Below are 21,444 nucleotides of genomic sequence, written 5' to 3' on the forward strand. Positions count from 1 at the left end.
CCGCCAGCAACGCCTCAGTCTCAGCCGCTACGCCCATACCAGACCAACGAGTGGCATCTCCGAAGGCTACGGGTTAATTATCTGCAAGCCCTTAGGGCAGCGGGACAACGGCTGGGCCGGCTTCGAACCCGGATCATGTCATGTCGCGCCGATCGCGCAGGATTTCGACGCCGTCGCCGTCAAGTTCGTCGCAGAACACCGAGCGTCCGGTCGTGGCCATCACCAGCGCCAGGGTGGTGCCGGAGACCAGTGGGCCGGAGCCCGTGGTGAAGGGGCCGTCGGTGGCGACGAGCCGCAGGCCGGCGATCCGTCTCTTGGCGGCGACGACCAGGTCCGAGCCCCGGTAGTACTCGGCCACCCGGGTGAGGGTCTCGATCGGGTAGTCATGGCGAATGCCCAGCGGCCGCCGGATGTCCTCGGCGTGCACGATCGTCTCACCCAGCATCGCGATGACCGGAAGAGGCGGCTTGGTCGTGCTCGTGGTGACGCGGCGGAACCTGTCATGCGTCTCGGCCGCGGTCGCGCCCAGTTGCTCGGCCAGCCGCATGGCGACCTGCCTGTCGAAGTCGAACCGGCAGCGGATCACCCCCGCCAGCCACCGCACACCGTTGAGGCTCGCCCCTGCGGTGAGGTGCGCCAGCACCTCCCGCACCGTCAACCCGGCACACAACGACGGCGTCGCCCACTGCTCGTCGACCAAGTCCACCAGGTCGCCCGCCAGAGCCGCTCGCTCGGCGTGCACCAGCGGCCAGAGGTCGGCCACGTGACCGCCCCGTGCTTTGGATGCCGGATCAGTCATGTCAGACGGCCTTTTCTCGTCGGTCACAGAAGTCCTCGCGTCAGGTCGGTTAGGACGGTCGAAGGTGAAGACTCCCGCCAGGGGGCGAAATCGTCGCTCATGAGCGACGATTCCGGCCAGTCTGCCGATTCAGGCCCTTCTGGAGCTGTTCACCCAGCATCATCCCAACGCCCGAGATCCCGCCCCTGATCCAGGAGCCGCCGACGACGCGATCCGACCGTTTCCGCGGGGCAGGCGCTTTGAAGGACGTGTGTTAAGTTGGCCGTATGACCAATTTGGCCGATCGACCAAACTCGGCGCGGGGCGACCGGCGTCGCGAGCAACTGGTGGAGACCGGCATCGCGCTCCTGGACGAGCAGGGGTGGCCCGGCGTCACCACACGCGCGGTGGCCGAGCGTGCCGGAACCAATCCCGGCCTGATCCACTACCACTTCGGCGGTCTGCCCGGCCTGCACGCGGCGATCTTCCGGCGGGCCACCGACCTCATCGTCAACCCACTCGTCGAGGAACTGCTCGGCGCCGACGACGAGCGGGCCGCCCTCACCACGATCGCGACCCTGCTGCCCCGTACGGCGGGCGACGGGCCCACCCGGCTGGCCGCGGAACTGATCGTCGGAGCGACCCGCGACCCCACCCTGGGCGCGGTACTGCGCGACGAGCTACGCCAGGCCCGCGGGCGGATCGCCGAGCGCCTGAGCGAGTCGCATCCCGGCTGGCCGCCCGGCCGGTCGATCGGGATCGCCACCCTGGTCGTCGCCGCGATCGACGGGCTGATGCTGCACTACATGATCGACAGTGAGCTTCCCGTCGGCGAGGCGCTGGCCGTGACCGAGCGACTGCTGCCTGGGGAGGACGGATGAGGGTCCTCATCAGCGGGGGCGGGATCGCCGGGCTCACGCTGGCGTACTGGTTGCGGCACCGTGGCATCGAACCCGTCGTGGTGGAACACGCGCCGCACGGTCGCCTGGGCGGCTACGGGATCGACTTCTTCGGCACCGGACACGACGTGGCCACCCGCATGGGCCTCCTCGACCGGCTGACCCCGCACCGGCTGCCGGTCGACGCGGTCGAGTTCGTCGACGCCTCAGGACGTTCCCAGGCCGGTCTGACGCCGGAGCTGCTGGAGCGGATCATCCGGGGGCCACACCTGCCGCTGATGCACTCCACGCTGGAGGGCGCCCTGCTCGACGCCGTCGCCGCCGAGGTGGAGATCCGCTTCGGGGAGAGCCTCGCCGAGGTCCGCGACACCGGCACGGCCGTCGAGGTCGGCTTCACGGGCGGTGGCAGGGAACGGTTCGACCTGCTGGTGGGGGCCGACGGCATCCACTCACGGACCCGGGAGCTCGTCTTCGGCCATGAGGAGCGGTTCGTCCGTCACCTCGGCTGCCGTCTGGCCTCCTATCCGGTGACCGACCGCTACGGCTGGGGCCGGGTACGCGCCCACTACACCGAGCCGGGACGTCAGGTCGTCGTCTATCCCGATGGTGAGTCCGGTCGCCTGGTCACCCTGCTGTTGTTCCGCTCGTCGTACGGCGAGAGCGTCCCGCGTGAGCGGCGCCTGGACCTGCTGCGGGCGCGGTTCGACGGCGCGGGCTGGCTCACGCGGTCGTTGCTGGACGACGCCCCTGCGGGGGAGTCCATCTTCATGGACACGATGGCCCAGGTCGTGATGCCCACCTGGCATCGAGGCCGGGTCGCCCTGGTCGGCGACGCGTGCGGCTGCATGACCATGGTCTCGGCCCAGGGCGTTTCCATGGCGATGGCCGGGGCGTACGTGCTGGCCGAGGCACTGGCGTCCGAGCCCGGTCACGAAAGTGCCTTCGCCCGCTACCAGGCGCAGATGCGTCCCCAGGTACGGCGTCGCCAGCGCAACGCGCTGCTGTTCGCCCGGATGCTGCTGCCCGCCACCCGAGCCGGGCTGACGGCCCAGAGCCTGGCCAACCGGCTCATCACACGTCATCTGTTCGCACCTGTCCTGCGCCGGCAGTTCGGCGCGGACAGTTTTCTGCCCCCTGCCACCGTCGAATTCGAAAGAGGCTGAATCATGAAGATCGTCAACAGGCCCGCCCCGCCGACCGGGATGCGCCGCAGGCTGTGGCGGCTGCCCATCCTGCTGTACCGGGTGGGTCTGGGGCCGCTGATGGGCCACCGCGTCATGCTGCTCACCCACACCGGACGGGTCTCAGGACGTCGCCGCCAGGCCGTCATCGAGGTCGTCCATCACGACGAGCACGGCTACTTCGCCGCCTCCGGGTTCGGAGTCAAGGCCGACTGGTACCGCAACGTCATGGCCACTCCCGAAGTGACGGTCCAGGTCGGCGGCCATGTTCTCCAGGTGACGGCCACTCCCGTCGAGACCGAGGCGGGGGCCGAGATCATGGCCCGGTACGCGCCCCGCCACCCCGCCGCGGCCCGTCGGCTCTGCAAGATCATGGGCTTCGCCGTTGACGGCAGCCAGGAGGACTACCGCGAGGCGGGCAGACACATCCCCTTCGTCTGTTTCACCCCGCGCCAGCCCCACGGCGGCTGATCGATCGGCGACCGCCCGGGGGCCGCTGCCGGATCGAACGCTTCACCGACCTCTCCTGAAGAACTCCCGCGAAATGCCTCCGGTCAACGCTCTTCGCCGCTGCTACCGCCAACGTCGGAGCGCCGGGCCCATGACGGCCACCGCCTCGGCGATCGTCGAGCTGTAACCGGATGTGGCGGAGAGGCTCGCGCCGGGGCTCACCACCGGGTCGGTGCGCTCCTTCTCCCTCTTCCTCTGAGTTTTTCCCCGGCTTCTCACTCCACTTCGAGCCCGTTCCCGAGGTCGCCCATGAGGCGGATCCGGCCTGCTGACGCGGTGGGCGGCGGCGGGTAGTCGTCGACGGTCATGGAGTTGTAGAGGCGTGCGCTCTTGGTGGCGAGGCGGAGGAGGGCTCGGCGGGGCCCTGCGGGCAGGGCGGAGATCAGGCGGGCACCCTGGGCCAGTCCCAGCGCGCCGAGGCGAGATGCGGGGATCAGGGTCTTCGCCGCGCTCAGCGCGGCCGCGTGGCTGCCGCGCACGTGCTCGGCCATCGCCCGCTCGTAGGCGGGAAAGGCGCGCTCGTGGTCGCCGCCCGCCCGCGCCAGCTCCCCGGCCAGGACGTACGCGCCGACGACGGCCAGGCTGGTGCTGCCGCCTACGGCCGGGCCGGGGCTGTAGCCCGCGTCGCCGACGAGCGTCACCCTCCCCCGCGTCCAGGTGTCCATGCGGAGCTGCGTGATCGAGTCGAAGTAGAACGCCGGGGTGCGGTCAAGCCCGTCCAGCCAGCGGTCCACGTCGGCGTGCATGCCCTTGAACGCATCGCGCAGCACCTCCTTCTGCCGTGGCACGTCACGGTGGTGGTAGTCGAGCTCGTGCTCGCTCCGGAACAGGAACAACGCCCGAGCGCCATCGAGGCGCCGCGAGCCGTACATGCCGGCGGTGCGGCCGGCGCCGACGTGGATGAGGATCTCGCCGTCGAGGCCGGAGACGTCGGGCAGGGTGAGCACCCCGAGGTAGGCCCCGATGAAGGCACCGAAGCGGGACTCTTCACCGAAGACGAGGCGGCGCACGTTGGAGTGCAGCCCGTCCGCGCCGACGACGAGGTCGAAGCGGCGCGGCGCGGCGTTCTCGAACCGCACCTCGCCGTCCGGCGAGATCGCGGTGATCGAGTCGCCGAAGACATACTCGACGTCGTCACGTGCGGCGTCGTGGTAGATCTCGCTCAGGTCGTCGCGCATGATCTCGACGTGCCGGTCGGAGGTGACGCCGAAGATCCTGGAGAGGTCCACCCGGACGGGACGTCGTGCGCCCTCCCGGTGGACGACCATCCGGTTCGCGCCGGTGGCCCGCTCCTCGACGCGCGGGAGCACGCCCATCTTCTCCGAGATGTGCACCGCGGGCAGGAAAAGGTCGACCGCGTGGCCGCCGGTCTTGCGCAGAGCCGGCGCACGCTCGACGACGGTGACGGAGAAGCCGTGCCTGGTGAGCCAGTACGCCAGCACCGGACCGGCGACACTCGCGCCGGAGATGAGAATCCGCATGGCGCCCCTCCTTCTCATCCGGTCACTCGTACGGTGAAGGCCAGCAGGGAGGCGGCGGTCCGCGGCGGATCCTCAATCAGGGGCGAGTGCCCTAGACCGGGCAGCAACTCGACCTTCGCGCCCGGAACGACGTCGTAGCCGGAGGCGGATGAGGACCGCCATCTGCGGTCGTCCTCGCCGAAGATCACCAGCAGCGGTTTGCCCAGGACGGCCAGCCGATCCGGCAGCGCCCGCTGCTCCATGTAGGAGCGGGTGGCCCGCATCGTCTCGGTGAACGTGTGGTAGGTCATACCGCGCACCTCGTCCAGGAGCTCCTCCGGGATCCGGTAGCCCGCGCGGCTGAAACCGGTGCTCGCGAACCGGCGGAGCCGCTCGTCGGTCGGCGGCCACCGCGAGGGGTCGATCGTGACGGGCTCCGATGCGATGAAGGCGTCCAGGCTGGGTCCGGTGTTGACGAGTACGAGGGCGGTCACCAGGTCGGGCCGCTGTTCGGCGAGGGCGGTGGCGACCACACCGCCGCTGGAATGGCCGACGACCACGGCGTGCTCGACGCCGAGCCGGTCCAGTGCCGCGCCGGCCCGGCGTGCCTGGTCCGGGATCGCGTAGCCGCGGTCGGCCGGTTTGGCCGACAGGCCGTGCCCGAGCAGGTCGATCCGGATGACGCGGTGGGACCCTGTCAGCAGCGGAACCATCGGGTCCCACGAGCGGGTCGAGGACGCGGACCCGTGGATGAGCAGGAGCGCGGGGGCGTCGCGGGGGCCGTCCTGGCACACGTGGATGTCGCAGTCGTCCAGCGACAGGGTCGAGCTCTCGGCGCCGTCGTTCGCGTACGGCCGGCCGTCGGAAACAGTCATGGGCCCACTGTCTCCGCCGGTACGGGCCGGTGGATTGGACGAATGTTCCCCTCAACCGGCTCTCGTAGCATGGGGCGGTGCGTACGTTCGTGCATGGTGCGGCTGTCTGGGACGTCGCGTGCCCGCGGCGGCCCAGCCGGGTGGCCGGTGTCACCATGGCCGGGTTCCGTGTCCGTGACCTGGACACGCTCCGGATGGTCCCGCACCCGGCCGTGACGCTGCTCCTGGAGTTCGGCGCCGGTTCGCCGGTCCTCGACGGTGCCGCGGGGCAGCAGCAGCGGGGCAGCGTCGTCGCCGGGCCCGGGCTGGGGTCCGGAGGCGCGGTCCGGGCGCGGGGAGAGAACGTCGAGTGCGTGCAGGTACGCCTGTCCCCGGTGATCGCGGGTGCCGTTCTGGGTGTCTCCCCCGCCGACCTCGACGGCGCCGTCGTGTCCCTGGACGACCTGTGGGGCCGGGAGGCGTCACGGATCCGCGAGCGACTGTGCGATGTCCCGTCGTGGCAGGATCGCTTCGCGTTGACGGACGCGCTGCTCGCCCGCCGATACGAGTCGGGGCCTCCGGTGGATCCTGAGGTGGCCTGGGCCTGGCACCGGATCGTCGGCAGCCGTGGTCTGACCCGGGTCGACGGACTCGCGGCCGAGGTCGGATGGAGCCGTAAGCGGCTGTGGTCCCGGTTCCGGTCGCAACTCGGCCTGCCGCCCAAGCGCGCCGTGAAGCTGGTCCGCTTCGACCATGCCGCCCACCGCCTGGTCGCGGGTGAAGGCGCGGCCCAGGTCGCGGCCGACGCCGGCTACGCCGACCAGTCCCATCTGCATCGTGATGTCATGGCGTTCACCGGAGCGACCCCCGCGGCCGTGGCCGGCGAGCCGTTCCTCGCCGTTGACGACATCGCATGGCCCGGCCGCGAAGCGCCCGCCAGGCCGCACCTCTCCAGGGATCTCCTGCTCGGTCACCGTCCGCAGGACGCCTGACGGTGGTGAACCGGCGGCCGCCGTGAGCCGGTGATCGGCTCGGTCGTCCTCCGCACCTCCACCGGCGGCACAAGCGCCTTCGTCGCCGAGGCCGCCTCGCGTGACCTGGGCTCGGCCTCAGCGGCGGATCCAGCGCGTCGTCGGCTTCCGCGCCCAGACACCCCGCGTGCCTGAGGAAGCCGTGTTGTCGGATCGCGGGCGACCGGCGTTCCGGAAAGTTCTTCGAAGAAATCCCCGAGGCGGTGTCGGATCGGGGCGGTGGTGTTCGTAGCAGGGGTAAGGCCGTTCATACGGGACGGCGCCAAGACAAGTCAGGGCAGGGGAACCGCGATCATGAAGCTGACGACCATGACTCAGGTCACCATCGACGGAGTGATGCAGGGCAACGGCGGTGCGTCGGACGAGGACCGCAGGAACGGGTTCGAGCGCGGTGGATGGGCCCTGGGCAAGGGGGACGACGAGACTCACGCGTTCATCAAACAGACCTACCAGCGCGCCGACGCGTTCCTGTTCGGGCGGCGGACCTACGAGCTGTTCGCCGCCTCGTGGGGGACCATGACGGTTCAGGACGCCCCTGCCTGGGAGGCTGTCGTGCGGGCGTTGAACGCACGGCCCAAGTACGTGGCGTCGACCACGCTCACCGATCCGGCGTGGCCGGGCACCACCGTCCTGTCCGACGACCTCGCGAGCGCCATCGCGGACCTGAAGGCCGAACCGGGAGGTGAGCTGCAGGTGCACGGCAGCGGTGTTCTGACCCGCTGGCTGCTGGAGAACGACCTGGTCGACGAGATGACCCTGATCGTCGTCCCCGTGGTTCTCGGGCAGGGCGCGCGGTTGTTCCCGGAGGTCGGCCCGGATCTCGCGCTCGACCTTGTCGAGTCACGGGTCGACTCCAAGGGCGTGGCGATCCAGGTCTACCGGCCCGCCGGACGCCCGCGGTACGCGACGCCTTGAGGTTCCCGGCCAGTACACCGCACAGCCCCGACACCACAGGAGACGATCTTCAGATGCGATACCTGGTTTCCGTGATCCACGACCAGGCCGTCCTCGCCACCCCGGACGAGGACGCCGCGATCGACGTGTTCAACGACCACCTCCAGGCCGACGGCCACTGGGTTTTCGCCGGGGGCCTCGCCTCGCCCGGTACGGCCACCGTCATCGACAACCGGGGTGGCGAGGAGATGGTCACCGACGGGCCCTTTCTGGAGTCCAAGGAGTATCTCGCCGGCTTCTGGATCATCGAGGCGACCGACCTCGACGTGGCGCTCAAGCTGGCGGCCGAGGGGTCGAAGGCCTGCAACCGGAAGGTCGAGGTGCGGCCATTCCTGTGAACGGGATCGACGTCCGTGAGGCGATCACCCAGGCCCACCGTGAGGAATGGGCACGGGTGGTCGCCTCCCTGACCAGGCGCTTCGGTGACCTCGACATCGCCGAGGAGGCGGCCGCCGAGGCGTTCGCGACCGCCGTCCAGCGGTGGCCGGCCGACGGCGTGCCTCCCAGCCCGGGGGCCTGGCTGACCACCACCGCCAACCGCCAGGCCATCGACCGGCTCCGGCGCGAGAACAAGCGCGACGACAAGCACAGGAAGGCTCAGATGGTCTACGGCGACCCGCCCGAGCCCCTCGGCGTCATCGACGACGACCGGCTGCGGCTGATCTTCACCTGCTGCCACCCGGCGCTGGCGATGGAGACCCGCGTGGCGCTGACGCTGCGCATGGTCGCCGGTCTGACCATGTCCGAGATCTCCCGCGCCTTCCTGGTGACGGAGAGCGCCATGGGGCAGCGGATCACCCGTGCGAAGGCCAAGATCAAGGCGGCCCGCATCCCCTATCGCGTGCCGTCCGCCGAGGATCTCCCGGCCCGTGTCTCCGGTGTGCTCGCCGTCCTCTACCTCGTCTTCAACGAGGGTTACCTGGCCACCGGTCCCGGCACCGATCCCCTGCGCCACGACCTGACCGCCGAGGCGATCCGGCTCACCCGCCTGGTCCGTGCGCTCCTGCCGGACGACGGTGAGGTGGCCGGGCTGCTGGCGCTGATGCTCCTCATCGAGGCCCGCCGTCCCGCCCGGGTCTCGGCCGGCGGTGAACTGGTCGCTCTCGACGAGCAGGACCGTGAGGCGTGGGACACGGCGCTGATCGCCGAAGGGCACCGGCTGGTGCGCGAGCGTCTCGCCGCCGCCGCCACGGGAGTGGCACCGGGTCGCTACCAGATCCTCGCGGCGATCAACGCCGTGCACACCTCCGCCCGCGACATGCGCGACACCGACTGGTCGCAGGTCCTTGCCCTCTACGACCAGCTCGTCCGCCTCGACCCCTCACCGGTCGTCTCCCTCAACCGGGCCATCGCGGTCGCCGAGCTCGACGGCCCGGAGGTGGCGCTGGCGATCGTCGACCGTCTTGAGCACAGGCTGGCCGGCTATCACGCCTACCACGCCACCCGCGCCGACCTGCTGCGCCGGCTGGGCCGTGGCCGGGAGTCTCGCGCGGCCTACGACAAGGCCATCGGCCTGGCGGGTAACACCGCCGAGACCGCCTCCCTGACCCGCCGCCGCGACCAACTGCGGTAGCGCCCGCAGAGGGGGGGTAGCCCGCACGCCCTGACGACCAGGCACGACACCGTCCGGAAACCTCTATCCAGAAAACGCCGCGGCACAGCGCGCTCGCACACGAGGCGGCTCGGCCGGCAGCGTTCCCAAGCGGCGACACGTGTGAGCGCGCCGTACAGACGAGGTCTGTTAATCACGACATAGCATGACCTGATGGGCATTTCCCGGCTCTCCACAAATGCGCGGCAGCGGCGCAGTTCCGAGATGCGCGCATTCCTCCGGTCACGGCGAGCCCGGGTGACACCCGCCGACGTGGGCATGCCGGCAGGCGAGGGCCGCCGTACGCCCGGGCTCCGGCGGGAGGAGGTGGCGGTGCTCGCCGGCGTGGGAGTGTCCTGGTACACCTGGCTCGAGCAGGGGCGCGACATCAACGTCTCCGCCGACGTCCTGGACGCCATCGCCAGGGTGCTGCGCCTGGAGCCCGCCGAGCGCGAGCACCTGTACCTCCTCGCCGGCCTCAATCCGCCGCAGGCGGCGCCGTCCGAAGGCCGGGTCCCCGATGCCGTGCGGCGGCTCCTGGAGGGCTGGCTGCCGCGGCCCGCGTACGTCATCGACCGGTACTGGAACGTCCTCGCGGTCAACCGCGCGACGGAGATCGTGTTCCAGTGCAACGAGTACGACCACAACTGCCTGGTCAGCTTGTTCACCAACGCCCGCTACCGTGCGGCAGTCGTGGACTGGCACGACGCGGCGCGAGCGATGATCGGCCTGTTCCGGGCGGACGCCGCCCGTTATCCGGACGATCCCGAATTCGGCCGCCTGGCCGCGGACATGTGCGGCGCGAGCCCTGCGTTCGCCGAGATCTGGGCGGAGCTCCCCGTGGGCGGCCCCACTCACGGCACCAAGGCCCTGGAGATTCCCGGCCTGGGGACGCTGACCTTCGAGGCCACCACCCTGCCGCTGCCCGAACTGCCCGGCCACCGGCTGTCGCTGCACACGCCCGCGCCCGGGACGGGAACGGAGGCCCTGCTGGAGCGCTTGGTGGTGGTGTCAGACCCAGGTTCAGCCAACACTGCCACGTGAGCTCGCGCCGCTCGAGGATCGTCAGCATGAAGCGATTCACGAACAAAACAGTTTTGATCACCGGCGGCACCAGCGGCATCGGCTTCGCGACCGCGCGCAGACTCCTCGACGAGGGCGCGTACGTCGTCATCACCGGTCGCGACCAGGTCCGCCTCGACACCGCGGCAGAACGCCTGGGCTCCGGGCGGGTCCTGCCTGTCCGCGCGGACGTCAGCGTCGACGCCGATCTCGATCTCCTCGTGCGGCGCGTCGAGACCTGGCGCGGTGCTCTCGACGCGGTCTTCGCCAATGCCGGTATCGCGGACTTCAGGCCGGATTTCACTCCGAAGGACTTCGATCACACCGTCGGAATCAACTTCAAGGGAGTGTTCTTCACGATCCAAAAGGCGCTGCCGCTGATGGGCGACGGAGGCGCCGTCGTCATCAACGCATCCTGGACCCTGCACCGCGGCCTCCCAGCGGCCTCGGTCTACGCCGCCAGCAAGGCCGCCGTGCACAATCTCGCCCGCACGCTCGGCACCGACCTCGCGCCGCGTGGCATCCGCGTCAACTCCGTCAGCCCCGGCTACATCGAGACCGAGATGTACCGGTCCGCCATCGACCCCGACTCGGAGGCCCGCATCCTGGCGGAGGTGCCGCTCGGCTCGCTCGGCCATCCGGACGATGTCGCCGCTGCCGTCGCCTTCCTGGTCTCGGACGACGCGTCGTACATCACCGGTCAGGACCTCGTCATCGACGGCGGCCTCGTGGGAGCGGCACCTCTCGGGCTGCGCCTTTGACAGCCGTACGACAGTCGTGGCAGGCCCACCGCTACGCCGCCTCGGGCAGGTCGGGGTAGAAGTCGTCGGGACGCGGACGTAGCACGTCGGTCGCGTACAGGCCGAACCGGCTGATGAGCGACGTCCTTGGTGCCGATCTCCCAGCCCTCCGGCAGAGGCCGGCGCGTCACCCCATCATGTCCGGCGCGGTATGGAAGGTCACGCGATCGGCCGGTGGGGATGGTCGTCAGCCCTTCCGGCTCTCGAGGACGTTCATGTAGTGGTTGTTGATCATGATGCCGAGGATGTTGCCGAACGGGTCGCGCACCGAGGCGGTGACGAACCCGGGGCCGCGCTCGGTCGGCTTGTCGAACGGGACGGCCCCCATCTCCAGCAGCCGCTCCCAGGTCGCCTCCAGGTCGTCCACGGCCCAGTAGACGATCGCCCCGCCGCTCTCGGCGCTCCAGCCCTGCGGGGCGAAACGCGCGTCGATGACGCCCAGCTCGTGCTGGTAGTCGCCCACCCGGAACTCCACGTAGACCGGCTCGCCCTGCTCCGGCCGCTGGAAGTAGGCCTCCGTCCCGAGGAACTCGGCGTACCAGTCACGGGCGGCGGCGACGTCGTGGGCGTAGAAGCTGATGGTGGTAAGTCCGCGAAGCATGTCCTGCTGCCTTCCGCTCGGTGGCTTGTGAGATCGATCCTGTCAGCCAAAGTACTCATCGAATGAGCACTTTTATTGGCAGGATCGAAGCATGAGAGCAGATCGTCTGGTGGCCGTCCTGTTGCTGATGCAGTCACGTGGCCGGGTGACCGCGGCGGAGATCGCCGCCGAGATGGAGGTTTCGGTCGCCACGGCCCGCCGTGACCTGGAGTCCCTGTCGGCCGCGGGCATCCCCGTGTACCCGCAGGCCGGACGCGGCGGCGGCTGGGCACTGCTCGGCGGTGCCCGCACCGACCTGTCCGGGCTCAAGGCCTCAGAGGCCAGGGCGCTGTTCCTGCTGCTCGGCCCGGCCGCCGCGATCGCGCCGGAGGCCAAGGCGGCGCTGCGCAAACTCGTGCGCGCCCTGCCGACGACGTTCCGGCAGGAGGCCGAGGCGGCGGCGGACGCGGTCGTGGTCGACCCCGCACGCTGGGGCGAGCACCGCCGTACGCGGCCCGTGCTCGTCGACCTGCTGGAGGACGCGGTGGTCCGGCGCCGGAAGACCCGCCTCACCTACTCCGGACGCGAACGCCTCATCGAACCGTTCGGCCTCGTCGACAAGGACGACACCTGGTATCTGATCGCCGGAACCCCCGACGGGCAGCGGACCTTCCGCGTCGACCGGATCACCGACGCCGAGATCACCGAGGAACCGGCCGAGCGTCCGGAGCGCTTCGACCTCGCGGCGGCCTGGGACGAGGTCGTCACCGCGATGGAGGCACGACGCTCGACGACCACCGCCACCGCGACCGTCGAGGCCCGGTACCTGCGAGTCCTGCGCGACCGTTTCGGCCGCCACTGCGAGGTGATCTCCCACGGTGAGAGGGTCCGGGTCACGCTCACCGCCCCGACCGCGCTGGACATCGCCCGCCAGCTCGCGGGCTGGGGCGACCTCGTCGTCGTGGAGGAACCGCGGTCCGTCCAGGACGAGCTGGCGAAACTGGCCGTCCAGCTCACCACGCTGTACGGCCGGCAGGAACGTTAGCCCTCTCACGGCCGGACACACGGCGGAACCGATGGTGGTGCTTGTGGTAACGCGGAAACACCCACGCGTGGGATCGATCATGGACCGGTCCCGCCGACATCCTTGGTGACGTCACGATCACGTTGTCAAGGGAGTCTCCCCATGTCCCATCATCCCGTCGTTCTCTCCCGACCCGCCCGGGCGGGCACCGCGGTGGTTCTGGCCCTCGCGTTGGGAACCCTCGGCCCGGCCGCCGCGGACGTCACCGCACGGGACCAACGGGGCGGCGTGCGGGCCGCGCTGAACGACCTGGTGAAGGGCGGTGAGTTCCCCGGCGCGCTGGCCGCGGTGCGCGAGCGCGACGGCCTTTTCCGCGTGGCTGTGCTTGGCGACGTTGGTGAGCGCCTCGGCGGCGGTGAAGTAGGCCGCCGCCTCGACCGCCGCCGGCAGACGGGGGAAATCGGCGATCTCGACGGTACAGGGAACGGGACTGCGCGCGGCCAGCGCGACGAGCGCGCCGTCGAGCCCGTGTTCGGTGAGGACGGGCGGATGGATCGCCCGGATGGCGTCGCGCAGGTTGGCTAACGCGTCGGAGGCAGCCTCCTGCGCCCGCTCGGTCAGCCGCCGGGTGCTCTCCGGGGCGTCGGCCAGAGCCCGTTCGAGCATGCCCAGGTGCATGACGAGCGCGACCAGCCGGTTCTGGGTGCCGTCGTGGAGGGTGCGCTCGATGCGCCTGAGCTCCTGGCCGCGGTCAGCATCGCCACCTGCTGCGCCAGCCGTACCCGGCCCACGGGTTTGAGCAGACGACGGCTGAGCCGTTCGGACAGGCCGGCGGCGGAGGGCAACACCAGGCAGGCCACGCCCACGTATCCCGCGGCGACGACCGGTCCGGTCAGGGCGAGAGGCCATGAGTCGATCGGATACCAGAGCACCGACGGCGGGTCGCCCGGCGGCAGCGACCACCACAACGGCAGGGTCGCGGCGTTGAGCGCGGTCAGGGGCAGGCCGAGCGCCAGAAGACCGAGGACGATCCCGGTGACGCCGTGCGCGAGGAGCCAGAGCACCTCCCGCGGGGCGACGGGGTCGCCGACCGCCGCGCGCACCCGCGCCGGCAGCGGACCCTCAAGCGGCAGGTACGGCGGAGCCGGTATCCCGAGGCGGCGGCGCTGCCACCCGGAAAGCCGCCTGACCAGACGCGTCACCGGTGTGATCAGCGGCAGGCCGACGCCGGACAGACTCAGCAGCGCCGTGTACACGACCAGCCACGCCAGCGGCAGCGCGAGCAGCGCGGTGCCCAACCCGGCGATCAGGAAGAGCGCCGCGTTCCGGGTGGCCGTCAGGACGTTCATGGGCGACATTCTGCATGGTGGTGCAGGTAGCACGAATCGCCCGTGACACCGGGCTGTCTCCGGCTCTGCCCGGCAGAGCCGATACCCCTGGTCAGGGCATCGTCCCGTGCTGAATCGCTCGCAAAGGCCTACCGCTGAGCGCGTTTCGGTGTGGAGGTGTGACGGATCAGGAGGGAGGGAGTACGGCGCAGGCGTTGCCAGCGCCGCAGTGGTGTGGTCAGCCCCAGCAGCCCCTGCAGGGACACCGCCCCGCTGGCCCAGCGGTGCAGTTCCTCCCTGCCGATCAGATGGATCCGGAAGTCGTCGGCGGTCCGCCGCGCGCCGCGGGTGAAGGAGCCGTTGGTGACCACCACCGCGACGTCCGCCCCGTGCACGGGATGAGCGGTCCCGTTGACCTCGTAGATGACCCGGGCTCCGACCTTGGCCGCGGTGGTGGTGTGTTTGCACTGGGCGACGATGACGTATCCGCCGCGATCACGGCCGATGACGTCGGCCACCTTGTCTCCCCGCTGTCCTACATGCCGGGCGGCGATGCCGTCGCGCGCCATGAGGTCGCGTACCGCCCACTCGAAAGCGGTGGGGGACATCATGTCCAGCGTGGGCAGCGCCAACCGCACCCCGTGTAGACGATCGGACCGGCGACGGAGAGCGGCGACGCCCCACCGCGCCCACATCATGATCGCCACGAGAGCACCGGCTCCGACCGGGATGCCGATGTACCAACGGCCGAGGATCAGGTCGGCGGCGAGCTGAACTCCCCGGATCACGAAGGAACCTGCGACCACCGCGACCACCACGGCGGCACACCATTCCACCGGGTTGGCCGGCAGCCGTGGCCGGGGAAGACGCGCGGGAAGTATCCAGCGGCTCACGGCGCTCCGGTCGGCTCTGGCGGCGGAAGCTCGTCAGCCGGGTCCGCGGGCTGCTCGGCTGCCGGGGCCTGGGCGGGAGGCACGGTCTTCGAGATCTGCGACGGCTTCTGCGGCGTGTTCTCGTCCGTGCCGGACCCCAGGGTGGCGAACCACACCAGGGCGGCGAGGACTGCCAGAACCATCCATCCGGACACCTGCGCGCTTTTCGGCCTCGGCCTGCTGACCCAATGTCCCCGCCGATAGTACTTGCCTGGAGGCATAACAACTCCCTGAAGGTAAACCGATGATGTTTGCGGCACGTCGGCCTATGGGAGATATAAACACGAGCCGCCGATAAAAGCCCCCAGATCGGCAATCCACTCGGGAACTAGGGAATAATAAATCCGTTCCCTTTTGGGGAGTGATCTATCCCCTTCTCAACATGACAGAAAGGTGATAGAGGGTACGACGCCGGAACCATCGAACGGTCACTACACGGAACGAAGTTCACGACCACCGGGTTGAGCTCCTCGACACCTCTGCGCCATCCCTGCCCCTGCCACTTGCTCTCATCGGCGGAAAGGGCGCCTCCGATGTGGAGGCTCCACATCGGAGATCTTTCTCCTCGCGTGGCGGCGTTCCCCTCCATCGCCGGCCACGCAGCAACCTCTCACCCCCCGGAGGGCCCGGGCGGGCGCAGACGGGGATTCGTGTGAGGTGACATCGGACCCTACGCCGCCTAAAGACCCACGAGCCTTCGGGCTGGGCTGGGGCATGCGGATGCTTGGCGACGGAGTCGAAAGCCTGAAGTACATAAAGATGACGGACGGGGCTTGCTCCTTTACGGATTGGCGAAAATTATAAGTATCTTCATGGGTTGATGGAGGGTGGGTTCGGGTTAGATCCGTGTCGGCGATGCTTGGTGGTTGGCTGATCGATTCGCAGAACTACATTAGACGCCAACGTTTTGCAGGGCGTCATGGGCGGGTCCTCAAGGGTGACCGCGCCTGCCATTTCCAGAGAAGGTGTGTGACGGTATCACCGGCGTTTCTTGAAAACCACTGAATCAATCATCGGATCTCATGCTCACCGGGCATCACGGTTTCACTATCTTTTTACGGTTTTCCAGGTAATATTGGAACTCAGCAGCAAAAGATTTCCGGCCGTTTCCGCGACGGAATCCACGGATCCCGGGCTCGTCACGATTCATGGAGAACGTGAGGACGCTGTCTCCGTCACCCTCCCGAAAGGGCGGCCCACGAGCCGGAGCGGCGCTTCGAGGAGATTTATCCAGTTGTCGCCAGGATCACACGACCGTCGACGTTGGCAGGACCATCCGCTGGAACGACCCTCACGATTCACAAGAAACGCGTTCACGAACGGCCGCCAGGCCGTGGTCTCAGTCGCGGTCCCTGTCCTCCTTGAGGGTCATCGTGGGAGCGCCCCGGACGCAGGTGATCCTGACGGTGATCTTGTCGTTCTCGGATTCGAACTCCAGCGAGGCGTAGGGCCCCGGTCCCTCGCTCACATCGTCGGTGGCGTACCCCTGCGCCGGACTCCACGCGAGCAGGGACGCCTGGCCGGTCGCGCAGGTGCCGACGACGGACCCTCCGGGGGTGGTGAAGGCCCGGCTGACTCCCCCGGCCTCGGAGGGAGAGGCCGGACCACCCGTCTCTCCGGCCGCCGTGGCCGCGGCGAGCGCCTGGGTGATCTCGGCGTGGCTCATCGGGGAGACGACCTGCCGGCTCAATCCCTGCCCCAGCAGGGTGATCGCCCAGGTGGTGGTCGCGGTCATGGCGCAGGCGACCGCCACCCAGCCGAGCACCGCGGCAAGCGAGCGACGTTTCACCCGGCCAGCCTGCCATGCCGAGTCCTAACGCTTGCCTAACGCCGGTTCAACGCCAAGGAGGAACCGGCCGAGACGCCTTCCGATGCTCATACGGTGGAGGTGATGGCACAGCTACTCCTCGTCGAAGACGACGCCGCCGTACGCTCCGCGCTGATGCGGGCTCTGACCGAACGCGGCCACGCGGTCACCTCGGCCGTCACCGGTATGTCGGGACTGCACAGGGCCGTCGAGGATCATCCGGATCTGGTGATCCTCGATCTCGGCCTGCCCGACATCGACGGCCACGAGGTCGTTCGCATGCTGCGAGCGGTCAGCCCGGTGCCGATCATCGTCGCCACCGCCCGCGACGACGAGCAGGAGATCGCCCGCGTTCTGGACGCCGGGGCCGACGACTACCTGGTCAAGCCGTTCGGAGCGGTCCAGCTCGACGCCCGCATCCGCGCCGTGCTCCGCCGCCTCCAGGGGGAGGACGACACCCCGCAGCCCCTGGTGGTGGGTGAGCTGCGCATCGACCCGCGCAGCCGCCACGTCACGCTGGCGGGCCGCCCGCTGGACCTGCGGCCGAAGGAGTTCGACCTGCTGTGTTACCTGGCGGCCCGGCCGGACCAGGTGGTCAGCAAACGCGAACTGATGACGCAGGTATGGCAGCTGCCCTACGGAGGCGCCGACAAGACCGTCGACGTCCACCTGTCCTGGCTGCGTAACAAACTGGGCGAGTCGGCGCAGCAGCCGCGCTACATCCGCGCCGTCCGCGGAGTCGGCGTGAAGCTGGTGGATCCGGCGACATGAGACGGCGTCTGCTCGTCCTGGTCGCCTCCATGGTGTCCCTGGCTCTGGTGGCCTTCCTGGTGCCGCTGGCGCTGCTGGCGCTCATGCTGGCCGCCGACCGCGCCACCGCCGACGCGCTCGTACGCGCGCAGTCGCTGGTCCCCGTGGCCTCGGTCGGTAAGGGCCCCGCCCTGGAACTGGCCGTGGAGCAGGCCAACAGCACCAACGGCTACCCGCTGACCGTCTTCCTGCCCACCGGTGCGGTCCTGGGCGAGCCCGCCCCCCGCTCCGAGGCCGTACGGCTGGCCTTCACCGGGCGCAGCCTGACCGCCCAGGCGCGCGGAGGCAGGGAGATCCTTGTCGCCGTCGCGGGCCGTTCCGCGGGCACGACCGTCATCCGCACCTTCGTCTCCGACGCCGACCTCACCAGAGGGGTCAGGCGCGCCTGGCTGATCCTCGCGCTGGTGGGAGCCGGTGTGCTGGCCGTCAGCCTGCTTGTCGCCGACCGGCTCGCCCGCTCACAGATACGTCTCATCACCGGCATCGCGGGGGTCTCCCACCGGCTCGCGGCCGGAGACCTCACCGCCAGAGCGCCCGGAGAGGGCCCTGAAGAACTACGGCAGGTGGCCGGAGCGCTCAACCACCTCGCCGAACGCATCCGTGTCCTGCTGGCCCAGGAACGGGAGGCGGTCGCCGATCTGTCCCACCAGCTGCGAACCCCGCTCACCGTGCTGCGGCTGGAGGCCGACGGGCTGCCAGAAAGCGAGCAGGCCGCCCGCGTGGGCGCCGCCGTGGAGTCGATGGAACGCATGGTCACGCGGGTGATCAAGGAGGCACGGCGCGCCCGCCACGACGTGCCGGGGGAATGCGACGCCGCCCGGGTCGTGGCCGAACGTCTGGAGCACTGGTCGATGCTGGCCCATGACCAGGACCGCCTGGTCGGCCAGGAGCTGACCCGTCCTCCCCTACCGGTCGGCGTCGGGGAGGAAGCCCTGACGACCTGCGTCGACGCCCTGCTGGAGAACGTCTTCGCCCACACACCCGAGGGCACGGACTTCGAGGTACGGCTGTCGGCCCGACCCGGCGGCGGAGCCGTACTCCTCGTCACCGACCAGGGGCCGGGGTTCCGGCACCCAGGCGCCGCTACGCGCGGAGTCAGCGGCGCGTCCTCGACCGGCCTCGGGCTGGACATCGTCCGCCGTACCGCCGAACGTTCCGGAGGCTCCATGACGCTGGCCGACGGTCCCGCAGGCGGCGCCCACATCACCGTGGAGTTCGGGCCCGGCCCACGTTAACCCGCGTTTAGGACTGTCACAGGCCCCCGCTATCACCCGGCACGGCAGGTTGGGAGACGTCAGCAAAGACGTCCACCGCACCGGAGGTTCGGATGCGCAAGCCCATGATCATCGCTGGTATCGCCACGGCGGCCGTACTCGTGGCAGGCGGCGGAGCCGCCATGACGGCCGCCAACGCCGAGCCCACCCCCTCCTCCACGACCTCGGACACCCCCGGGGACCGCGGCGCCGCCAAGGCCCCCAAGGTCCTCAGCTCGCAGGCGGAGAAGACGGCCCTGGAACAGGTCCCCGCGGGCTGGGTGACCTCCGCCGAGCTTGAGACCGAACACGGCCGCCGGACCTGGCAGATCGAGGTGAAGGGCGGCGACGGCGGCGAGCGGGAGTTCGTCGTCGACGCCGAAACCGGCTCCCTGGTCACCGGCAAGACCGACGACGGTGACGACCACCACGACGGCGCGAGCAAGCACGACGCCGAGGACGACGACTGAGGACGACGACTGAGGACCTCCGCCCGTTTGCCGATCGGCCTGCTCCGTCACGAGCGGGCCCTCGGCGAACAGGTCGAACCCGGCCGGGCGGACGGTCACCGCCGTCGCCGCGCGCCAGGCCAAGGCCGTACGGTGATCGGTCAGGCGGCGAGGCGGATGATCGCGGCGACCGACAGATCCACGTCCGCTTCCGTCGTGGTGGCGTTCGACACCGAGATCCGCATCAGCCGCCGTCCCCGCCAGGTCGTGCCGCCCGCCCAGCACGTGCCGTCCGCCTGCACCGCGGCGATCACCCGTTCGGTGCGCGCGTCGTCCCCGAACCCCACCAGCACCTGGTTGAGGACGACCTCGTTCACCACCTCGAACCCGGCCGAGGCCAGTCCCTGGGCGAACCGGCGGGCCAGCGCGCAACAGCGCTCGACCAGCGCCGCGACCCCGTCCCTGCCCAGCTCCCGCAGTCCGGCCCACACCGCGAATCCGCGGGCACGGCGCGACGACTCAGCGGTGAGGTCGGCTCCCACGGGTGCGCCGCCGGAACCTGTCAGATAGGGGGCCGCGTAGGACATCGCCGCCACGTGCACGTCGGGCCGGGCACAGAACGCGAAGGCCGAGTCGTAGGGAAGGTTCAGCCATTTGTGGCCGTCGCAGGCCCAGGAGTCGGCGAGTTCCACTCCGTCGACCAGATGCCGGGCCGTCGGGCTCGCCGCGGCCCACAGCCCGAACGCCCCGTCCACGTGCGCCCATCCACCGTGCCTGTGGACCAGTTCGCACGCCTCCCCGAGCCGGTCGCAGGCACCGGTGTTCACGTTGCCCGCCTGGAGACACACGATGGCCGGCCCGGAGGCTGCTCGCAGCGACGTCCGCAACGCCTCGATGTCGATGGCACCGTTCGGTCCGGCGGGTACCGGTTCGATCATGTCCGTCCCGAAACCGAGCAACCGCAGCGAGCGGTCGATCGTCCCGTGCCGCTCCTCCCCCGCGATCACCCGGATCGGTGGTGCTCCGAGCAGCCCGCGCCGTTCCACATCCCACCCGGCCTCCGCCAGCACCCGGTGCCGGGCGGCGGCGAGCCCGGCGGTGTTGGCCGCCTGGCAGCCCGTGACGAATCCGGTGGACGCCGACGCCGGTATACCCAACAGGTCCTTCAGCCAGGCGCCCGCCGCGGCCTCGGCGGCGATGGCCGCGGGTGAGGTGACGGCGTTGGTCGCGAGCTGGTCCCATCCGGCGGTCAACATGTCGGCCGCGGTCGCGGCGGGCAGCGCGCCGCCGACGACGAATCCGAAGTATCTCGGGCCCGCGCTCGCGACCAGGCCCGGTTCGGCCGCGGCGAGCAGGTCGGCCAGCACCCGCTCGGGTGGGGAGGAGTCCCGGGGCAGCGGGCCGGAGAACGCCCTGGTCAACGCCTCCTGGTCGACCGGCACTCCCACCGGCCTGCCGGGCAGTGACCGGCGGTAACCGGTGGCGTGGTCGGCGGCCGTGCGAAACAGCCGGTTCGGTTCCTCTGCCAACGCTTCTCGCCTCCTCGAAACCGGCTTCGTTCGCTCAGGACCGGCGTCCGCCGAAGCACCAGTTGTGCACCTCGATGCCGGCGTACCGGTCCGGGGTCAGTACGGCGCGCGCCGCGTTCGCGTCCGGAGCCCGGACCAGCGCCGCCGTCCCCAGCCAGCTCTCGCCGTCGTCGGACAGCAGCGGCCCGTACGCGATCAGTTCGTCCCGGGCGGCAGGGACGGCGAGGTCGGCGGCCTGCCCTGAGCCGAGGCCGAGCACCAGGTATCGGTCGCCGCCGGTCCGGCCGCCGGGGAAGTCCCACATGGTGCGTCCCAGCGTGTTGCGCCACCGGCGCAGCAGTACGTCCCGGTACGCCCCGGCCTGGTAGCCGGGTTCGTCGAAGGCGAACGCGCGGGCGGCGGCGGGGTCGGGCAGGTCGACGATGTGCACGCTCCCGGTCGGGGTGTCGTCGTCGTCGAAGGTCGGGCCACGGGCGATCATCTCGGCGGCGTACCGGTCCATGTAGGACCAGTGTTCCTCCAGCAGTTCGTGACGCAACGCCACCGAACCGGGCCGGTCACGGTGGTAGCAGAAGAACTCCATGCCTCATTATCGCGATATATCCGAAAAGT

24 protein-coding genes are annotated in these 21,444 nt (G+C 70.1%); 13 read left to right on the plus strand and 11 right to left on the minus strand.

Translation table 11 applies throughout. From position 1 onward, the window contains the following. Positions 1-133 precede the first annotated feature (133 nt). A complete protein-coding gene (locus ACFYY8_RS41405) occupies positions 134-799 on the minus strand; it encodes a maleylpyruvate isomerase family mycothiol-dependent enzyme (protein ID WP_390050570.1) in 666 nt (221 codons plus the stop codon). A gap of 266 nt (positions 800-1,065) precedes the next feature. On the opposite strand from ACFYY8_RS41405, the gene ACFYY8_RS41410 reads away from it, so the two are divergent. Genes ACFYY8_RS41410 through ACFYY8_RS41420 form a run of 3 tightly spaced genes read left to right on the plus strand, consistent with a single transcriptional unit; the run spans position 1,066 to position 3,329 of the window. Next, positions 1,066-1,659, plus strand: coding sequence for a TetR/AcrR family transcriptional regulator (locus ACFYY8_RS41410; RefSeq protein WP_390050571.1), 594 nt, complete (start codon positions 1,066-1,068; stop codon positions 1,657-1,659). Then, positions 1,656-2,840, plus strand: coding sequence for an FAD-dependent monooxygenase (locus ACFYY8_RS41415; protein ID WP_390050572.1), 1,185 nt, complete (start codon positions 1,656-1,658; stop codon positions 2,838-2,840). The genes ACFYY8_RS41410 and ACFYY8_RS41415 overlap by 4 nt, the downstream gene beginning before the upstream one ends. Before the next feature lie 3 nt (positions 2,841-2,843). Then, the gene (locus ACFYY8_RS41420) at positions 2,844-3,329 is read left to right on the plus strand and encodes a nitroreductase family deazaflavin-dependent oxidoreductase (RefSeq protein ID WP_390050573.1); all 486 of its coding nucleotides are present in this window, start codon (positions 2,844-2,846) and stop codon (positions 3,327-3,329) included. Positions 3,330-3,583: 254 nt separating this feature from the next. Here ACFYY8_RS41420 and ACFYY8_RS41425 read toward each other — a convergent pair whose 3' ends face one another. Further along, positions 3,584-4,849 carry an FAD-dependent monooxygenase gene (locus tag ACFYY8_RS41425; protein WP_390050574.1) on the minus strand — a complete coding sequence of 422 codons (1,266 nt, stop codon included), beginning with the start codon at positions 4,847-4,849 and terminating at the stop codon, positions 3,584-3,586. Between the two features lie 14 nt (positions 4,850-4,863). Beyond that, the gene (locus tag ACFYY8_RS41430; protein ID WP_390050575.1) at positions 4,864-5,703 is read right to left on the minus strand and encodes an alpha/beta fold hydrolase; all 840 of its coding nucleotides are present in this window, start codon (positions 5,701-5,703) and stop codon (positions 4,864-4,866) included. Between the two features lie 77 nt (positions 5,704-5,780). Between ACFYY8_RS41430 and ACFYY8_RS41435 the strand changes: the two genes are divergently transcribed. The 6 genes from ACFYY8_RS41435 to ACFYY8_RS41460 all read left to right on the plus strand — a co-directional run bounded on the left by ACFYY8_RS41435 (position 5,781) and on the right by ACFYY8_RS41460 (position 11,081). Next, entirely contained in the window at positions 5,781-6,674 is an 894-nt protein-coding gene (locus ACFYY8_RS41435; RefSeq protein WP_390050576.1) for a helix-turn-helix domain-containing protein, read from the plus strand. Between the two features lie 333 nt (positions 6,675-7,007). Then, the gene (locus tag ACFYY8_RS41440) at positions 7,008-7,628 is read left to right on the plus strand and encodes a dihydrofolate reductase family protein (protein WP_390050577.1); all 621 of its coding nucleotides are present in this window, start codon (positions 7,008-7,010) and stop codon (positions 7,626-7,628) included. A gap of 53 nt (positions 7,629-7,681) precedes the next feature. Beyond that, positions 7,682-8,005 (plus strand): YciI family protein, encoded by a 324-nt coding sequence (locus ACFYY8_RS41445; RefSeq protein ID WP_390050578.1) that lies wholly within the window; start codon positions 7,682-7,684, stop codon positions 8,003-8,005. Beyond that, positions 8,002-9,240 (plus strand): RNA polymerase sigma factor, encoded by a 1,239-nt coding sequence (locus ACFYY8_RS41450; RefSeq protein WP_390050579.1) that lies wholly within the window; start codon positions 8,002-8,004, stop codon positions 9,238-9,240. The genes ACFYY8_RS41445 and ACFYY8_RS41450 overlap by 4 nt, the downstream gene beginning before the upstream one ends. A 243-nt stretch (positions 9,241-9,483) precedes the next feature. After that, positions 9,484-10,302: a helix-turn-helix transcriptional regulator gene (locus ACFYY8_RS41455; RefSeq protein ID WP_390050580.1), complete on the plus strand. Its 819-nt coding sequence runs from the start codon at positions 9,484-9,486 to the stop codon at positions 10,300-10,302. Further along, a complete protein-coding gene (locus tag ACFYY8_RS41460) occupies positions 10,299-11,081 on the plus strand; it encodes an SDR family NAD(P)-dependent oxidoreductase (RefSeq protein WP_390050581.1) in 783 nt (260 codons plus the stop codon). The genes ACFYY8_RS41455 and ACFYY8_RS41460 overlap by 4 nt, the downstream gene beginning before the upstream one ends. Before the next feature lie 226 nt (positions 11,082-11,307). On the opposite strand, the gene ACFYY8_RS41465 is transcribed toward ACFYY8_RS41460, so the two are convergent. Continuing rightward, positions 11,308-11,721 (minus strand): VOC family protein, encoded by a 414-nt coding sequence (locus ACFYY8_RS41465; RefSeq protein WP_390050582.1) that lies wholly within the window; start codon positions 11,719-11,721, stop codon positions 11,308-11,310. A 91-nt stretch (positions 11,722-11,812) separates the two neighbouring features. On the opposite strand from ACFYY8_RS41465, the gene ACFYY8_RS41470 reads away from it, so the two are divergent. After that, on the plus strand, positions 11,813-12,745 hold the full coding sequence (locus ACFYY8_RS41470; protein ID WP_390050583.1) for a helix-turn-helix transcriptional regulator: 933 nt from the start codon (positions 11,813-11,815) through the stop codon (positions 12,743-12,745). Positions 12,746-12,862: 117 nt separating this feature from the next. On the opposite strand, the gene ACFYY8_RS41475 is transcribed toward ACFYY8_RS41470, so the two are convergent. The 5 genes from ACFYY8_RS41475 to ACFYY8_RS41495 all read right to left on the minus strand — a co-directional run bounded on the left by ACFYY8_RS41475 (position 12,863) and on the right by ACFYY8_RS41495 (position 16,773). Then, on the minus strand, positions 12,863-13,453 hold the full coding sequence (locus tag ACFYY8_RS41475) for a sensor histidine kinase (RefSeq protein WP_390050600.1): 591 nt from the start codon (positions 13,451-13,453) through the stop codon (positions 12,863-12,865). Further along, entirely contained in the window at positions 13,342-14,073 is a 732-nt protein-coding gene (locus ACFYY8_RS41480; RefSeq protein WP_390050584.1) for a sensor domain-containing protein, read from the minus strand. The genes ACFYY8_RS41475 and ACFYY8_RS41480 overlap by 112 nt, the downstream gene beginning before the upstream one ends. 128 nt (positions 14,074-14,201) lie before the next feature. Then, the gene (locus ACFYY8_RS41485; RefSeq protein WP_390050585.1) at positions 14,202-14,945 is read right to left on the minus strand and encodes a restriction endonuclease; all 744 of its coding nucleotides are present in this window, start codon (positions 14,943-14,945) and stop codon (positions 14,202-14,204) included. Next, positions 14,942-15,127 carry a hypothetical protein gene (locus tag ACFYY8_RS41490; protein ID WP_390050586.1) on the minus strand — a complete coding sequence of 62 codons (186 nt, stop codon included), beginning with the start codon at positions 15,125-15,127 and terminating at the stop codon, positions 14,942-14,944. Before ACFYY8_RS41490 ends, ACFYY8_RS41485 begins: the two co-directional genes overlap by 4 nt. A 1,196-nt stretch (positions 15,128-16,323) precedes the next feature. Next, positions 16,324-16,773: a hypothetical protein gene (locus ACFYY8_RS41495; RefSeq protein ID WP_390050587.1), complete on the minus strand. Its 450-nt coding sequence runs from the start codon at positions 16,771-16,773 to the stop codon at positions 16,324-16,326. Between the two features lie 102 nt (positions 16,774-16,875). On the opposite strand from ACFYY8_RS41495, the gene ACFYY8_RS41500 reads away from it, so the two are divergent. The 3 genes from ACFYY8_RS41500 (at position 16,876) to ACFYY8_RS41510 (ending at position 19,324) form a co-directional block, all read left to right on the plus strand. Further along, positions 16,876-17,562 (plus strand): response regulator transcription factor, encoded by a 687-nt coding sequence (locus tag ACFYY8_RS41500; RefSeq protein ID WP_390050588.1) that lies wholly within the window; start codon positions 16,876-16,878, stop codon positions 17,560-17,562. Further along, positions 17,559-18,836 carry a sensor histidine kinase gene (locus tag ACFYY8_RS41505; RefSeq protein ID WP_390050589.1) on the plus strand — a complete coding sequence of 426 codons (1,278 nt, stop codon included), beginning with the start codon at positions 17,559-17,561 and terminating at the stop codon, positions 18,834-18,836. The genes ACFYY8_RS41500 and ACFYY8_RS41505 overlap by 4 nt, the downstream gene beginning before the upstream one ends. A 92-nt stretch (positions 18,837-18,928) precedes the next feature. After that, entirely contained in the window at positions 18,929-19,324 is a 396-nt protein-coding gene (locus tag ACFYY8_RS41510) for a PepSY domain-containing protein (protein WP_390050590.1), read from the plus strand. A gap of 140 nt (positions 19,325-19,464) precedes the next feature. Here ACFYY8_RS41510 and ACFYY8_RS41515 read toward each other — a convergent pair whose 3' ends face one another. Then, positions 19,465-20,832 (minus strand): pyridoxal phosphate-dependent decarboxylase family protein, encoded by a 1,368-nt coding sequence (locus ACFYY8_RS41515; protein WP_390050591.1) that lies wholly within the window; start codon positions 20,830-20,832, stop codon positions 19,465-19,467. Between the two features lie 34 nt (positions 20,833-20,866). Continuing rightward, positions 20,867-21,415, minus strand: coding sequence for a YciI family protein (locus ACFYY8_RS41520; protein WP_390050592.1), 549 nt, complete (start codon positions 21,413-21,415; stop codon positions 20,867-20,869). Positions 21,416-21,444 lie beyond the last annotated feature (29 nt).

Origin of the sequence: Streptosporangium sp. NPDC001559 (genome assembly GCF_042893955.1) — a bacterium.
Classification (GTDB): domain Bacteria; phylum Actinomycetota; class Actinomycetes; order Streptosporangiales; family Streptosporangiaceae; genus Streptosporangium.

Bases quoted from the DNA above. Each gene is read 5' to 3' on its own strand.
- ACFYY8_RS41405 (WP_390050570.1), bottom strand. From the start codon at position 799: ATGACTGATCCGGCATCCAAAGCACGGGGCGGTCACGTGGCCGACCTC.
- ACFYY8_RS41410 (WP_390050571.1), top strand. From the start codon at position 1,066: ATGACCAATTTGGCCGATCGACCAAACTCGGCGCGGGGCGACCGGCGT.
- ACFYY8_RS41415 (WP_390050572.1), top strand. From the start codon at position 1,656: ATGAGGGTCCTCATCAGCGGGGGCGGGATCGCCGGGCTCACGCTGGCG.
- ACFYY8_RS41420 (WP_390050573.1), top strand. From the start codon at position 2,844: ATGAAGATCGTCAACAGGCCCGCCCCGCCGACCGGGATGCGCCGCAGG.
- ACFYY8_RS41425 (WP_390050574.1), bottom strand. From the start codon at position 4,849: ATGCGGATTCTCATCTCCGGCGCGAGTGTCGCCGGTCCGGTGCTGGCG.
- ACFYY8_RS41430 (WP_390050575.1), bottom strand. From the start codon at position 5,703: ATGACTGTTTCCGACGGCCGGCCGTACGCGAACGACGGCGCCGAGAGC.
- ACFYY8_RS41440 (WP_390050577.1), top strand. From the start codon at position 7,008: ATGAAGCTGACGACCATGACTCAGGTCACCATCGACGGAGTGATGCAG.
- ACFYY8_RS41445 (WP_390050578.1), top strand. From the start codon at position 7,682: ATGCGATACCTGGTTTCCGTGATCCACGACCAGGCCGTCCTCGCCACC.
- ACFYY8_RS41455 (WP_390050580.1), top strand. From the start codon at position 9,484: ATGCGCGCATTCCTCCGGTCACGGCGAGCCCGGGTGACACCCGCCGAC.
- ACFYY8_RS41465 (WP_390050582.1), bottom strand. From the start codon at position 11,721: ATGCTTCGCGGACTTACCACCATCAGCTTCTACGCCCACGACGTCGCC.
- ACFYY8_RS41470 (WP_390050583.1), top strand. From the start codon at position 11,813: ATGAGAGCAGATCGTCTGGTGGCCGTCCTGTTGCTGATGCAGTCACGT.
- ACFYY8_RS41480 (WP_390050584.1), bottom strand. From the start codon at position 14,073: ATGAACGTCCTGACGGCCACCCGGAACGCGGCGCTCTTCCTGATCGCC.
- ACFYY8_RS41490 (WP_390050586.1), bottom strand. From the start codon at position 15,127: ATGGTTCTGGCAGTCCTCGCCGCCCTGGTGTGGTTCGCCACCCTGGGG.
- ACFYY8_RS41500 (WP_390050588.1), top strand. From the start codon at position 16,876: ATGGCACAGCTACTCCTCGTCGAAGACGACGCCGCCGTACGCTCCGCG.
- ACFYY8_RS41505 (WP_390050589.1), top strand. From the start codon at position 17,559: ATGAGACGGCGTCTGCTCGTCCTGGTCGCCTCCATGGTGTCCCTGGCT.
- ACFYY8_RS41510 (WP_390050590.1), top strand. From the start codon at position 18,929: ATGCGCAAGCCCATGATCATCGCTGGTATCGCCACGGCGGCCGTACTC.
- ACFYY8_RS41520 (WP_390050592.1), bottom strand. From the start codon at position 21,415: ATGGAGTTCTTCTGCTACCACCGTGACCGGCCCGGTTCGGTGGCGTTG.